Raw genomic sequence first — 14,905 nt, forward strand, 5'->3', positions numbered from 1 at the left:
CCGATATTCACCATGAACGAAACATTAGCATCTTTAAACGCCGCCATCGAGGGTAAAAGTGAAATCGAATCGCTCGCGATACTGGCGGATCTTTTTCCCGGTGAAGTCGTTTTTTCAACCAGCCTCGGGTATGAGGACCAGGTGATCAGCGACCTCATTTTAAAGAATAACATCAATATCGGCATCTTCACATTGGATACCGGAAGGCTTTTCGCAGAGACATATATGACTCTGCAAAAGACCAATAACCGGTACGACACCAAAATAAAGGTGTATTACCCGCAAACGGAGGCGGTAGAGAACATGGTCAGCACGAAAGGGCCCCTCAGTTTCTACGAGTCGATTGAGAACCGGAAGGAGTGCTGCTTCATCCGTAAGGTAGAGCCGCTGAACCGTGCGTTGAAAGGTGCGAAAATCTGGGTGACGGGTATCCGGGCAGAACAGTCGGGAAACCGTCATGATATGCCGAGGCTCGAATGGGACGAAGCGCATCAGCTTTTCAAGTTCCACCCGATCCTGCATTGGTCGTTCGAAGAGGTGAAACATTATGTAAAATCAAACGGCATTCCCTATAACCCATTGCACGACAAAGGTTTCGTGAGCATCGGCTGCGCACCTTGTACACGTGCGATCCAGGAAGGCGAGGATTTCCGCGCTGGAAGATGGTGGTGGGAAGACGAGTCGAAGAAGGAGTGCGGGTTGCACGCGAAGTAACCCATTAACATTTAAATCAATAACCAAAAATATGTCAATTTCAGTGAACGAGGCCTCCGACATCCAACGGGAGATTAGTGAACGCAGCGCTCCGGATTACCTGGATCAGCTGGAAGCAGAGGCCATTTACATTATGCGTGAAGTAGCCGGCCAGTTTGAGCGCCCTGCCCTGTTGTTTTCAGGAGGTAAGGATTCGATCACATTGGTTCATTTGGCGAGAAAAGCATTCGCACCCGGCAAAATCCCCTTCCCGCTCGTGCATGTCGATACCGGTCACAACTTCATTGAGGCGATCGAGTACCGCGACACGCTGGCAGAGCAGATCAATGCGAAACTGATCGTTCGTTATGTAGAGGATACCATCAAAGCGAAAGGTTTGAAAGAGCAAACCGGCAAGAATGCAAGCCGTAACTGGCTGCAAACCTTCACGTTGCTGGATACCATCGAAGAATTTGAATTTGACGCATGTATTGGCGGCGCACGCCGTGACGAGGAAAAAGCACGCGCGAAAGAGCGTATCTTCTCGTTCCGTGACGAGTTTGGTCAATGGGACCCGAAACGTCAGCGCCCCGAGCTTTGGAATTTGTTCAATGGCCGGATTCAGAAAGGTGAAAACGTGCGCGTGTTCCCAATCTCGAACTGGACCGAACTAGATGTCTGGGCTTACCTGAAAAGAGAAGGAATCGAGTTGCCTTCGATCTATTTCGCACATGAGCGCGAACTGATCCTCCGCGACGGCAAATTGTTGAACAATACGCCGGTAATCGAACCCGATCCGGAAGATCAGATCGTAACACGCCAGGTGCGTTTCCGTACCGTGGGCGATATGACCTGCACCGCGGCAGTAGAATCCGCAGCAGCCACCCTGGACGAAGTAATCGCTGAAATCACCATTTCCCGCATCAGCGAACGCGGCGAAACCCGGATTGACGACCAGCAGACGGAAGCGGCGATGGAAGACCGTAAGAAGGGCGGATATTTTTGATTTAAATTGAACAAACAAAGTGGATTTACTAAGATTTATAACAGCAGGCTCGGTTGACGATGGCAAAAGCACATTAATCGGTCGCTTGCTTTACGATACAAAAAATATCCTGGCCGATCAGATGGAAGCCATTGAGCGTGCCAGCAAAACCCGTAATGCCGGTGAAATCGACCTCGCATTGCTGACGGACGGTCTGCGTTCGGAGCGCGAGCAAGGCATTACCATTGATGTCGCTTACAAATATTTCCAGACGCCGAACCGCAAGTTCATCAGCATCGATGCGCCGGGGCACATTCAGTATACCCGTAACATGGTTACCGGTGCTTCCAATGCGGATCTGGCCATTATTTTGGTGGACGCGCGCCACGGTGTGGTGGAGCAAACCCGCCGCCATTCGCTGATCGCCTCCATGCTCGGCATTCCGCACGTGATCGTGGCGGTAAACAAAATGGATTTGGTAGGAAACTCGGAGGATGCATTCCTTGAAATCGCTCAAAGCTATAAAACATTAGCTGAGAAACTTGCCATTAAAGACCTTACCATTATCCCGGTAAGCGCCCTGAATGGCGACAATATCGTCGACCGTTCGGAGAGCATGTCGTGGTACACGGGTGAAACACTGCTTTCGGTTCTGGAAAATGTGAATGTGTTGAAAGACCAGAACCAGGAAGACGGCCGTTTCGCGGTACAATATGTAATCCGCCCTCAGACCGACGAGCTGCACGACTACCGCGGTTATGCCGGACGTGTCCAGAGCGGTACTTTCAAAAAGGGGGACGCCATTAAGGTATTGCCCTCTGAGAGAGAATCTAAAATCGCTAAAATCGAATTTGGCGGAAACGAAATACCGGAGGCGTCTGTTCTTGAGTCTGTAACGATATTACTCGAAGACGATATCGATATCAGCCGCGGCGACACCATTGTTTCTGTTAACAACTCGCCGATCGTGAGCCAGGATATCGAAGCATTGATTTGCTGGATGGACGACAAGAAGACGTTGAAACCAGGTAACAAATACGTTTTGCAACACGGCACGGCACGTTCACGTTGTTCGATCCGTGGCATCGAATATCAAATCGACATCAACTCTTATGAAAAACTGGATGAGGTGGAGGCCCTGAAATTGAACGACGTAGCAAGAATTGTGCTCAGGACGGCCCAGCCCATCGCATACGACCCCTATCAGAAAAACCGTGCAAACGGCGCAGCGATTTTGATCGACGAAACGTCCAATGTGACGGTCGGGGCTTGTATGATCGAGTAATGTCACGCTGAGCGCAGTCGAAGCGCGTGCGATATCGCAAATATCCTTCGACTACGCTCAGGATGACATAGAACGCACTATTGAATAAAAATATACTATCCCGATAGACGATTAGAATATCATCATGAGCGATTTAATCATTTCTGACAAAGTATCCGCCGTTGCGAAGCGCGATATCATTGACCTGCAACAAAAGATCGGTGGTTTCTACTCCGGTGAGACCCCGGAAGAGGCGTTCCGTAAGTTCCGTCTGACACGCGGTGTGTATGGTCAGCGCCAGCCCGGCGTGCAGATGATTCGTATCAAACTGCCTTACGGTCGCATTACAGCCGATCAGCTGGTTCGTATTGCAGATACTTCCGACAAATTTGCGACGGGCAACCTGCACGCAACGACACGCCAGGACATCCAGCTGCACTTTGTAAAACTTGCAGACTCGCCCCAGTTGTGGGCCGACCTGGAAGATGCAGGCATTACTTTGAAAGAAGCTTGTGGGAACACAATCCGTAACGTTACGGCATCGTCTGTCGCGGGTATCGATCCGGATGAGCCGTTCGATGTGACGCCGATCACCCATTCGATCTTCTCCTATTTCCTCCGTAACCCAATCAACCAGGATATGGGCCGGAAGTTTAAAATAGCCGTATCTTCCTCTGAAAAAGACAGCGCATTGGCATTCATCCACGACGTGGGTTTGATCGCCAAAATGGGTCAGAATGAAGCGGGTGAAACAGTTCGCGGCTTCAAAGTGCTGATCGGCGGTGGACTTGGCGCACAGCCATTCTCCGCGCAGACTGCATTCGAATTCCTCGAAGAAGACAAAGTCATCCCGTTCATCGAAGCGATGCTTCGCGTGTTCGACCGGTACGGCGAGCGCGTACGTCGCCACAAGGCACGGATGAAGTTCCTTTTGAACGACCTCGGCCTCGAAGGCATGATGGAAAAAGTGGAAGAAGAACGTAAAGCGGTTCGTAACAAGGTATTCCAGATTCCGGAAGATTTGTTTGGAACCAATGAATATGAGGCGATCAACCACGCACCTCGCCCGGCATTGTCGGAAGCGGAAATCCTGAAAATCGCAGCCGAAAGCATTGACGCCGACAAGCTCGATATTTTCACCAAATGGCTGCGTACTAATACATTTGAGCAAAAACAAAAAGGCTGGTATGCCGTGCAGCTGCGCGTCTTGCTGGGTGATATGCACTCCGACACGGCCCGCAGCCTTGCCGATGTAGTCCGTAAATATGCTGCCGACGATATTCGCGTAACCGTAAACCAGGGTTATCTCCTGCGTTTCGTAAAAGGTGAAGATCTGGTAGCCATTTACCACGAACTTGCCAAACTGGGGCTTGCTGCGCCGGGCTTCGACAGCACGATGGACATTACCACATGCCCCGGAACAGATACGTGTAACCTCGCGATTTCGAGCAGCTACGGGATCACCCGCGTGCTCGAAGACGTGATGCGCGATGAGTTCCCTGAAATGATCTATAATCAGGACATTAAAATCAAGATAAGCGGCTGTATGAACGGTTGTGGCCAGCACAATGCAGCCAACATCGGTTTCCACGGCAGCTCGATCAAGAATGGCAAGCTCGTCTTGCCCGCATTGCAAGTGTTGCTTGGCGGCGGTTTCTCCGGCGACGGCATTGGACTAATAGGTGACAAAGTAATTAAGGTACCTACCAAACGTGGCCCGGAAGTATTGCGCCTGCTTTTCAATGACTACGAAGCCAATGCATTGGATGGTGAGTATTTCAACCAATACTACCTCCGCCAGACTAAAAATTACTTCTTCCAGTTGCTGAAACCGCTGGCAGACCTGACGACCGTTCAGGACGACGATTACCGCGACTGGGATCACGATGAGTTGTTCAAAACTGAAATCGGGGTAGGAGAATGTGCTTCCGTGCTCGTTGACCTCGTGGCGACTACCATCATTGAAGGCCAGGAGAAACTGAACCTTGCGAAAGAGTCTTTCGAATCGGGTGTCTGGGCGGATTCGATTTACCATGCTTACAACGTGTTCATCACTGGGGCGAAAGGTCTTTTAATGTCGAAAGACGTGACCACCAACACGCAGTATGGCATTATTAACGACTTCGAAACGCATTTCGGGCAGGAGTTCAAATATGATGTTCCTGCGGAATTTGCAGTAGAAAATCAGACTGAAGCTCCGTTCAAGTCATTGGTATTCAGTATTAATAAATTCGAGCCAAGCGAAGCATTCGCCAGCTATTTCATCAATACTGCCGAAACCTTCCTGAATTTCGTTCGCGAAACCCGCGAGTCTCAATTGATCGAAACCGGGGAGCCTGCCTTGCAAGAGCTCTCGTTTGGAAAGGATAGCTAATAAACGGCGGTCGGTGGTCAGCGGTCGGTGGTCGAAGTTATTGACCGCCGGCCGCCGACCACCGACCGCGTCATCACCATGAAACTGACACTTATCGGTGCGGGCCCGGGCGATCCCGACCTGATCACCCTCAAAGGGATCAAGGCCCTGCAAAAGGCGCGGGTTGTCTTGTACGATTCCCTTGCACACCCTTCTTTACTGGATTACTGCCCGGAAGATTGCGTCAAGATCCTCGTCGGCAAACGCTTCGGCAAAACCAGCTGCGGTCAGGACGATATCAATGACCTGATCGTCGAAAAGGCGCGTCAATACGGCGAAGTGGTGCGGCTGAAAGGCGGCGACTCCTTCATATTCGGTCGCGGTTATGAGGAGATTCTTTTCGCAGCTGAGCACGGCATTGAATCGGAAGTCATTCCCGGCATTTCGAGCAGCTACGCAGCCCCGGCATTGGCAGGCATCCCGTTAACTTCACGCGGCATGAGCGAGAGTTTCTGGGTGATTACCGGTACCACCAAGCACCACGAACTTTCCAAAGACGTCCAGCTGGCCGCTCAATCGACGGCGACGGTGGTCATTTTAATGGGCCTTCACAAATTGCAGGAAATCGTCTCCATTTATTCGCAACTGGGCAAATTCGACGAATCCATTTCCATCATCCAGAACGGCACGCTGGAAAACCAGAAGGTAGTTACCGGCAAGATCGGGAATATCGTACCGCTGTCGCAAGTAAGCGAAATGGCTTCTCCGGCGATTATCGTCATCGGAAAAGTGGCGGCACTGCCGGATCTTTCTTACGGAAAAGTACGGGAACTGATGCAGGATTCGCAGTCGGTGAATGGCCTGGCGAATTAAAGCAGGCCTAGCAGCCAGTCGAGATTGATGCTGTTTTCGTGGCCTCTGAATTCGACGAAATAGATAATCCCGGCCAAAATCACATAACTGATAAACAGCCATTTTTTCTTCACCTCATACTGATCGCGGTGGTGAAAATAGTCGTACACCATCGAGGCCGTGAAACCGAAGATCATCAGTACAAAACAGAGCATGCCGCAATCCTGGCGGTAATGCTTGTACACGTGCAGCGCGGGCGCCCCCAGTACGAGGTACATTAGCCACATTCCGAAACCAGCGCGGTACAGATAAACGCTTAATCGGCGATCATTCTTGATATCAAATAATCCTTCCAGCATAGCATTAATTCTACTGTTTGAACCAGTGAATATAAGAAAAAAAATTGATCGGAAGTGCTACCTTTGCCAACCGGTTATTGGTTTGCAAATGAAGTAATCTCAAATGAAAGCGTTTTTTACCCACTTGTCCCTGAATGTCCTTAATGCGATTTCGAGACTATCCTGGGCAAAAATTTACAAGCTCTCCGACATCTTTCGGTTCCTCATTTTTGATATCGGTCAATACAGGAAAAAAGTCGTATTAAGCAATCTTCGAAACAGTTTCCCCACCTACGACGAACAATCCATTCAGGCGATTGCAGGCAAATTTTACCGCAATTTCACCGATATCATCTTCGAAACGATCAAACTCAAATCTATTTCCAGGGAGGAACTCTTGGCCCGGATCGACCTCGATGTGGCTATTCTGGATTATTATTATGAGAAAAATCAAAACCTGGTCGTAGTGGCTGGACACCTGGGAAACTGGGAAATGCTCAACCTCTTTGGCTCGGTACGGCTGTCGCACCAGATGGTCGTAGTCTATCACGAACTTCAGAATGATGTATTTGAAGACTGGTTCAAAAATGTCAGGACGCGGTTCGGCACCGAAATGGTAACCATGAAGGAAGCCATTTCCAAAGCCATGCAACCTCGCGACCGGCCGTTTATATTTATCCTGATCAACGACCAATCGCCCGTACCCGAAAAAGCATTCTGGACCAAATTCCTGAATCAGGACACCGGTGTGTTTCGTGGCGTGGAACTGATCGCACGGCGGCTCAATTCTCCGGTCTTATATATGGCCGTTTTAAAGAATGAAGCAAAAAGAGGATTTTATAAAGGTTATTTCAAACTGATCACCGAATCGCCGAAACAGGCGCCCAACAATAGCATTTTACAGGCACAGATTGGATTCCTGGAACAGGATATCATCCATCAACCCGAAAACTGGCTCTGGTCGCACAAGCGCTGGAAACACAAAAAGCCGGAAAATCTGCCGCAATCACAGTTACTTCAGGAAATATAAAGTGAATAAACCGGTCAAATTCCTCGTCCTGCGCTTTTCCTCCATTGGCGACATCGTGCTCACGACGCCCGTAGTACGCTGCCTGAAAAAGCAGATGCCGGAGGCCGAAATCCATTATTTTACGAAAAGCAAGTTCGAATTCCTGCTCCGCGACAATCCTTACATAGATAAGGTATGGCTGCTCGAAAAAGGTAACGCCAGCGAAATCCTGTCGCTCCTCAAAAAGGAGAAGTTCGACTATATCATCGATCTCCACCGCAATATCCGCACGCTCCGCATCAAATGGACGCTCGGTGTGCCCGCATTCAGTTTTGAGAAGCTCAATGCGCAGAAGTGGCTGATGACACAGTTCAAAATCAATTACCTACCCGATACGCACATTGTAGACCGGTGTTTGGATACTTTAAAAACATTCAACATTAAGAATGACGGCGAGGGGCTCGACTATTTTATTCCTTATAAAGACCAGGTAGAGCTCGAATGGCTGCCTGAAACGCATCGGGAGAGCTACGTCGCCTACGCGATCGGCGGGCAGCACTTCACCAAGAAAATGCCTGCGTCCAGGATGATCGAGCTTTGCCGTAAGATCAACCATCCGGTAATTTTGCTCGGCGGGCCGGAGGATTTCGAAGCTGGCGAGGCGATTCGCCTGGCATTAGGCGACGCGCAGATTTTGAATGCCTGTGGTAAATACAATTTCAACCAATCGGCTTCCCTGATACAAAAGGCGTTGATCGTCTTCTCGCACGACACGGGATTGATGCACGTTGCGGCCGCATTCAGGAAGAAGGTTTATGCTATCTGGGGTAATACGATACCGGAATTCGGGATGTATCCATATCGGACTTCATTCGAGAAGCTGGAAGTCAAGGGCCTCGATTGCCGCCCGTGCTCGAAGATTGGCCATAGCAAATGTCCGAAAGGCCATTTCAGATGTATGAACGATATTTCGTTCGATTTCCCGATCCCAGAACTCCCGCAGCAAAATTAGTGTTGCATTTCAGTCCGTTATTCATCCACACAAACATCCAAAATGGCAAAAAAAGTAAACATTGGTCTGGTGCAAATGAGCTGCACTTCGGACGTTGATGCTAACTTTCAGAAGGCTACCGAAAAAATCCGCGAGGCTGCGCAAAAGGGCGCAAATATCATCTGTCTGCAAGAGCTGTTCAAATCGCTCTATTTCTGCGATGTCGAAGACCATGGCAATTTCAGCCTGGCCGAGGCTATTCCGGGTCCTTCTACTGAGTCGCTGGGTGCATTGGCGAAAGAGTTAGGCGTGGTGATCATCGCCTCGCTGTTCGAGAAACGGGCGCATGGCTTGTACCACAACACCACCGCCGTACTCGACGCGGACGGCGCTTACCTGGGCAAATACCGCAAAATGCACATTCCCGACGACCCGGGTTACTATGAAAAATTCTACTTTACCCCCGGCGACGCTCCCGTATCCGAGCAGGACACAGACGGCTACCGGATCTTCAATACCAAATTTGCCAAAATCGGCGTGCTGATCTGCTGGGACCAATGGTACCCTGAAGCGGCCCGCATTACCAGTCTCATGGGCGCGGAAATTCTCTTCTATCCTACTGCCATCGGCTGGGATGTGAACGAAACTGATCCCATTATCAATGAAGAGCAATACGGCGCCTGGCAAACCGTGCAGCGCGGGCATGCCGTCGCAAATGGTGTGTACGTGGTGTCCGTGAACCGCGTCGGCCGCGAAGCCGACCAGCAGTTCTGGGGCGGATCGTTCATCGCTAACCCGCAGGGAAGGCTGCTTTACCTGGCCCCACACGAAGGCGAAGTGACGCACGTGGAAGAACTGGATCTCGAAAAGCTCGATTTCTACCGCACTACCTGGCCCTTCCTGCGCGACCGCCGCGTGGATTCCTACCGCCCGATCTTGAAGCGGTTTATAGACTAGTCCTGATGTAGGAATATAACTATTTTAATACTCGCAAAAAGAGCGCCCCGGCAACAGGGCGCTCTTTTTCGTTAATGCACACGTTTGCATACCCCGGTGCACGAATAATGCCCCGGTAACCAGATGTTACAATTTTATAAGTATCACAATTCGATAAACATCTATATTTAAGACAATTACGAGCAGAAAATTAGGGCATTAATCTATAAAATTAGTAGGAAGGGTTAAAAATCGGATTAGTAAAACTATTTATCGAATTATTACAATAATAGTCTGTATTGATTTTAAATCACCAATTTTTATTGCAAAAAACTTCAATTTTTAAATCTAATCTCTTGCATTATTTGACATTGTCAGTATATTTGAAAAGTCATTAAACGAATGACAGAACTTCTGAACCGATGATATATTCCAGCCGCACATGAATATATCTGACCGTGTTGAGAGGGCCTTGCAGAAAACCGGATGAGCCGAAACATGGACGCCGGGCAAGTTACGCTCCAACACAATATAATTTTTTTAATACAGGTTGCTTAATACCGTGGACAAACACCGCTTGTCGACGTCTGGCTTTTTTATGGCCTTGCTGAAACTATTCGAACTGTTTGTCCTCGATTAAAGAGGGTATTGCTTTCCGGAAAAGCAGTGTTGCAAGCTTATGGCTGTGTTGTTCTGTCCACGCGAAAGTGTGTGCGGCGCACGGAAGTGTGGACGCCACACAGCCATAACTTTTTCTCCTCCTACTACCACCGAATACCTAACAATTTAACTCTGATTCCCCATGCGTAAAGTTCTACTCTTATTTATATGGGCTTGTCTGTGTTCTCCGGTCGTTCTCGCACAAGTGCGGCAACTGTCCGGCAAGGTAACGGCAGCCGAAGATGGTCTTGGACTTGCAGGCGCGTCAATCATTTACAAAGGCACCAATGTAGGTACAAATGCCGATGCTGACGGTAATTTCAGCTTTTCGGTTCCAGGTGACGGCACGCTCGTCATCTCATATGTAGGTTTCCTGATCAAAGAAATGCCGATCGGAAACCAATCCAAATTCGACATCAAACTGGACGCCGACACGCGACAGCTTGCCGAGGTGGTCGTAACCGCATTCGGTATCGAGCGCGAGAAAAAGGCGTTGGGATATACAGTACAGGAAGTGAAAGGAAGCGCATTGACCGAGTCGCGTTCAACGAACGTAGCCAATGCACTTTCGGGTAAAATAGCCGGGGTACGCGTTCAGTCGAACGGCGGCCCGGGCAGTGGCTCAACCATCCAGATCCGCGGGGCGTCGTCCGTTTCGGGCAATAACCAGCCGCTGATCGTTATCGACGGTGTACCTATGGAACAGACTGCAAGCAAAACGTGGGGGGGTGGTATTTCGGAGATCAACCCCGACAATATCAAGGAAATGTCCGTTCTCAAAGGGCCAAACGCGGCTGCATTGTACGGCTCGCGAGCTGCCAACGGCGTTATTTTGATTACTACTAAAAACGGCCAGGGTACGAAAGGACTTGGTGTGGATATCAACTCCAACATCACTTTCGAACGTCCGTGGATCAAACCGAACTTTCAGAACACCTATGGTGGGGGTAATGGCTACCGCACCTGGTATACCGACGGATGGAGCGGTAACATCACCGATCCGGCAGAAATTGCGCAATACCGCGCCGTTTACGACGCAAGATATCCTCTGGTGGGATCAGAGGGAACCGACGAAAGCTGGGGAGCTCCGATGGACGGGCGCCTGGTGAGACAGTGGTGGACGGGTGACGATGTTGCACCACTGACTCCTCAGCCCAACAACTGGGACGAGTACTGGAATACCGGTCGTACTACTACGAATAGCATTGCGCTCAATGGTGGTAATGATAAAGGTTACTTTCGCCTCGGCCTGAGCCGCGTGGATCAGACGGGCATTATGTATTACAATGATTTCCATCGTAATAATTTCCGCATTAACTCGGGCTACAACCTGACCAAAAACCTGAGCATTACGCTTTCGGGCGAGTATATCAAATCGGGCTCCGACAACAAGAGCTACGGCAGCGGACAGGAGTTCATCTGGTCGCACCGGCACGTTTCGTGGGCGCAGTTACGCGACTATGAGAGCTATATGGGTGTTCACAACCAGCGCGGCAACGACACCGACCCACCTAACTGGCAGCATACTTTCTTTACCAACCCCTATTTCTCGCAAAAGAAATTGCCTCAGAGCAACGAGAAAGACCGCCTGTTGGGCAACATCGCGTTGAACTACAAAATATTGCCTTCGCTGAGCCTGATGATCCGAAGCGGAACCGATTTCTGGTCGGATACCCGCATTAATGTGTCCAACTTCCTGCGCGTCCGCAACGGCGTGCGCACACCGGGCCGCTATTCAGAAGAAGTACTCCGCAGCCAGGAAACGAACTCGGATTTCATGTTGACCTACAACAAGAATATCTCACCCGATTTTGGATTGAATGTGCAGGTGGGAGGCATTAAAAGGACTAATTATTACAAAAGAAACTATTTCTATGTAGGCGAGCTCGTGGTGGATGGCCTCTACAATGCCGGAAACTCGGTTCCAAGCCAGAACACGATCGAATCGGAGATCCGCAAATCGGAAACGCAGAGCTTGTTCGGAACTGCTAACCTGTCCTGGAAAGACGCATTGTTCCTTGACCTGACCGCCCGCAACGACTGGTCGAGCACGCTGCCTGCCAATGCACGCTCGTACTTCTACCCATCCGCCTCATTGAGCGCGGTACTGACAGAGTTGTTCGATGTGAAAAGTAATGTATTCACATTCGGCAAAGTCCGCGCCAGCTATGCTCAGGTAGGTAACGATGCCACGCCCTACCAGCTCGCACAGACCTACCTCGCCAGCGGTTCATGGAATGGTGCCGTTCCGAAATTCTCTGAAAACATCCAGATCGCCAACAGCGGCCTGAAACCGGAGATTACAACCGGCCTCGAATTGGGTGCTGACTTGCGCTTTTTGAAAGGCAAAATTGGTTTGGATGTGACTTATTACAGCCAGACTACCAAAGACCAGATCCTCGGTGTAGAAATCTCGAAAGCCAGCGGCTACAATACCCGTATCCTGAATGCAGGAAAGATCACCAACAAAGGGGTCGAAATTTCGATCAGCGGAACACCCGTGAAGCTGCCCGGCGGTTTCAGCTGGGATGTGTCGCTCAACTGGGCGCGTAACCGCAACAAAGTGGTTGAACTCGCGGAAGGGCTCACAACCTACACGCTGGCAACACAACGCGGTATGTCGTCGGAGGCACGTGTAGGCCAGCCTTACGGCACATTCTACGGCGTAGGTTTCCAGAAATACAATGGACAAGTGGTTTACGGCGCAAATGGTTTGCCATTGACAGCCGCAGGACAAAAATTGGGTAACATCCAGCCCGACTGGATCGGCGGTATGCTGAACACACTGAATTACAAGGGCTGGTCGCTGAGCGCATTGGTGGACGTTCGCATGGGTGGCGACATTTATGACGAAGGCACCGGAACCGCCCGCTGGACAGGCCAGTATGCCGAAACCGCATTGGGCCGCGAGGAAGGTGTGATCGGTCAGGGAGTACGTGAAGTGACGGCTGCCGATGGATCGAAATCGTACATTCCTAACGACATTATTGTCACTGCCAATCAGCTTTATGGCTATTCCAACCCCCGTAACTACCACGAGTCGGCGATTTTCGATGCGAGCTATGTGAAACTGCGTGAAGTATCGCTTGGCTACACATTTGCCCCTTCGCTTTTGAAAAAGGTAAAAATCCAGTCGGCCAAGATATCGCTCGTGGGCCGGAACGTTTGGATGATCTTCAAAAACACCCCGCATATCGATCCGGAGATCGATGCGAAAGGTGGAAACCAGCAAGGATTCGGTTATGGCGAGCTGCCTAGCTCCCGCAGCATTGGTGCCAACCTGTCGCTGTCGTTCTGATCCTGTCCAAATTATTTGAAGACCTAAAATCACTTCGAGATGAAAAGCATTTTAACCCATAAAAACATCTGGATGACAGCCCTGGCAGGCGCATTGAGCATCACCAGCTGCACCAAGGATTTCGACAGCATAAACGTGAGCCCGAACAGCCCTACGGCCATCGGCCCGCAGTACCTGCTTCCTACCGGCATCGAAACCTCCATTGACCGCTACTGGGGCCACCGCGACCGCTTCGAGCGCATCAATATCGATGCAGCCGAACTATACGTGCAGCATCTTACCCGCAACATTTACAGCAACGAAGGCGACGACTACACCGTTTCTCCCGCATTGCTGTCCAACAACTGGAAAGGCTTTTTCAACGATGGCCTGCTGAACTTCCAGCGGATTATCAACCAAACCAATGCGGAATCCGCTTCACCTAACGCTAATTATGAAGGAGTCGCGCTGGTCATGCGTACCTGGGTATTCTCGCTGCTCGTGGACATGTACGGCTCCATTCCTTACACCGACGCCATCAAAGGCACGGCGGGGACGCCGGTTTACACACCGAAATACGATTCGATGGAAACCATTTATGCCGGCCTGCTGAATGACCTGAAAACGGCGAACGAAAAGCTATCGGTTGGCGGTCCGGCTATCGCGGGGGACATTTTGTATTCAGGCGACATTCTCAAATGGAAGAAATTCGCCAACTCTCTCCGCCTGCGCCTTGCCAACCGCCAGGCTGCCAAGAAACCGGCCGAATCGAAGGCGATCTTCACCGAAATCCTCGGCGACGCAACCAAGTTCCCGATTTTCAGCAGTAATGCCGATAATGCCTCGCTGAAATGCACGACTGTGCTCCCGAGCAACAACGAATGGAACCAGATCCTGATCCAGGGCGGCCGTACCGACTGGAACATCAGCAAGACGCTGGCCGACAAAATGAATGCATTGGGCGACACCCGCATTACCGTGTATGCCAACCCTAACAAAGATGGCCTGTATCAGGGCCACGCCAACGGTCTGCCCGACGCCATTGCTACCGGCTATCTCGCAACAAGCTCGACCATCGGAAAAGCATTTACCGACGCGGCCGCGCCCGAAGTGATCATGACCTACGCCGATCTCAACTTCGTCCTGGCCGAAGCGGTTATCGACGGCGATATTACCGGCGACGCCAAAAAGTATTTCGAAACCGGCATTACCACCTCTTTCGCACAGTACGGCCTCACGCCGCCTGCCGACTACATGACCAAAGCAGGACCGGTAAGCAAGGAAAAAGTCCTCGAACAAAAATGGATCTCGCTCTTCGGACAAGGTGTGGAAGCATGGATCGAATGGCGCAGAACGGGCTTTCCGGTATTCCCCGCACCCGATCCGCGCGCAGTGCTGAACAATGGAGGAACGCTCCCTACACGCTTCAACTACCCGGCGTCCGAGTATTCCCTGAATGCTGCCGCAGTAGGCGACGGTGTGAAACTCAACGGCGGTGCCGACGACATGAAAACCAAACTGTGGTGGGCTGAGAAATAACGGTTTAT

The 14,905-nt window shown here is 50.6% G+C and carries 11 protein-coding genes; 10 read left to right on the top strand and 1 reads right to left on the bottom strand.

The genetic code is table 11. The annotated features are described in order from the left end of the window. Positions 1–12 precede the first annotated feature (12 nt). From IEY24_RS21390 to cobA, 5 genes are all read left to right on the top strand, one after another. Positions 13–714: a phosphoadenylyl-sulfate reductase gene (locus tag IEY24_RS21390; protein WP_188935861.1), complete on the top strand. Its 702-nt coding sequence runs from the start codon at positions 13–15 to the stop codon at positions 712–714. 31 nt (positions 715–745) lie between these two features. After that, positions 746–1,699, top strand: coding sequence for a sulfate adenylyltransferase subunit CysD (gene cysD / locus IEY24_RS21395; RefSeq protein ID WP_229222826.1), 954 nt, complete (start codon positions 746–748; stop codon positions 1,697–1,699). A gap of 19 nt (positions 1,700–1,718) precedes the next feature. Continuing rightward, positions 1,719–2,963 (top strand): sulfate adenylyltransferase subunit 1, encoded by a 1,245-nt coding sequence (locus IEY24_RS21400; RefSeq protein ID WP_188935863.1) that lies wholly within the window; start codon positions 1,719–1,721, stop codon positions 2,961–2,963. A gap of 124 nt (positions 2,964–3,087) precedes the next feature. Next, positions 3,088–5,316, top strand: a complete 2,229-nt coding sequence (locus IEY24_RS21405) for a ferredoxin-like domain-containing protein (protein ID WP_188935865.1) — start codon at positions 3,088–3,090, stop codon at positions 5,314–5,316. A gap of 78 nt (positions 5,317–5,394) precedes the next feature. Next, entirely contained in the window at positions 5,395–6,168 is a 774-nt protein-coding gene (cobA, locus tag IEY24_RS21410) for a uroporphyrinogen-III C-methyltransferase (RefSeq protein ID WP_188935867.1), read from the top strand. On the opposite strand, the gene IEY24_RS21415 is transcribed toward cobA, so the two are convergent. Continuing rightward, positions 6,165–6,506: a hypothetical protein gene (locus tag IEY24_RS21415; protein ID WP_188935869.1), complete on the bottom strand. Its 342-nt coding sequence runs from the start codon at positions 6,504–6,506 to the stop codon at positions 6,165–6,167. The two genes, cobA and IEY24_RS21415, sit on opposite strands and share 4 nt — an antisense overlap. 103 nt (positions 6,507–6,609) lie before the next feature. On the opposite strand from IEY24_RS21415, the gene IEY24_RS21420 reads away from it, so the two are divergent. From IEY24_RS21420 to IEY24_RS21440, 5 genes are all read left to right on the top strand, one after another. After that, the gene (locus IEY24_RS21420) at positions 6,610–7,515 is read left to right on the top strand and encodes a lysophospholipid acyltransferase family protein (RefSeq protein ID WP_188935871.1); all 906 of its coding nucleotides are present in this window, start codon (positions 6,610–6,612) and stop codon (positions 7,513–7,515) included. Between the two features lies 1 nt (position 7,516). Further along, positions 7,517–8,506: a glycosyltransferase family 9 protein gene (locus IEY24_RS21425; RefSeq protein WP_188935873.1), complete on the top strand. Its 990-nt coding sequence runs from the start codon at positions 7,517–7,519 to the stop codon at positions 8,504–8,506. Positions 8,507–8,548: 42 nt separating this feature from the next. Beyond that, entirely contained in the window at positions 8,549–9,442 is an 894-nt protein-coding gene (locus IEY24_RS21430; RefSeq protein ID WP_262892425.1) for a carbon-nitrogen hydrolase, read from the top strand. A gap of 781 nt (positions 9,443–10,223) precedes the next feature. Continuing rightward, a complete protein-coding gene (locus tag IEY24_RS21435; RefSeq protein WP_188935875.1) occupies positions 10,224–13,379 on the top strand; it encodes a SusC/RagA family TonB-linked outer membrane protein in 3,156 nt (1,051 codons plus the stop codon). A 39-nt stretch (positions 13,380–13,418) separates the two neighbouring features. Continuing rightward, complete coding sequence (locus IEY24_RS21440) at positions 13,419–14,897, top strand: SusD/RagB family nutrient-binding outer membrane lipoprotein (protein ID WP_188935877.1); 1,479 nt, start codon at positions 13,419–13,421, stop codon at positions 14,895–14,897. The last annotated feature ends 8 nt before the right edge of the window (positions 14,898–14,905 follow it).

It is taken from the genome of Dyadobacter endophyticus, assembly GCF_014641595.1.
GTDB lineage: Bacteria > Bacteroidota > Bacteroidia > Cytophagales > Spirosomataceae > Dyadobacter > Dyadobacter endophyticus.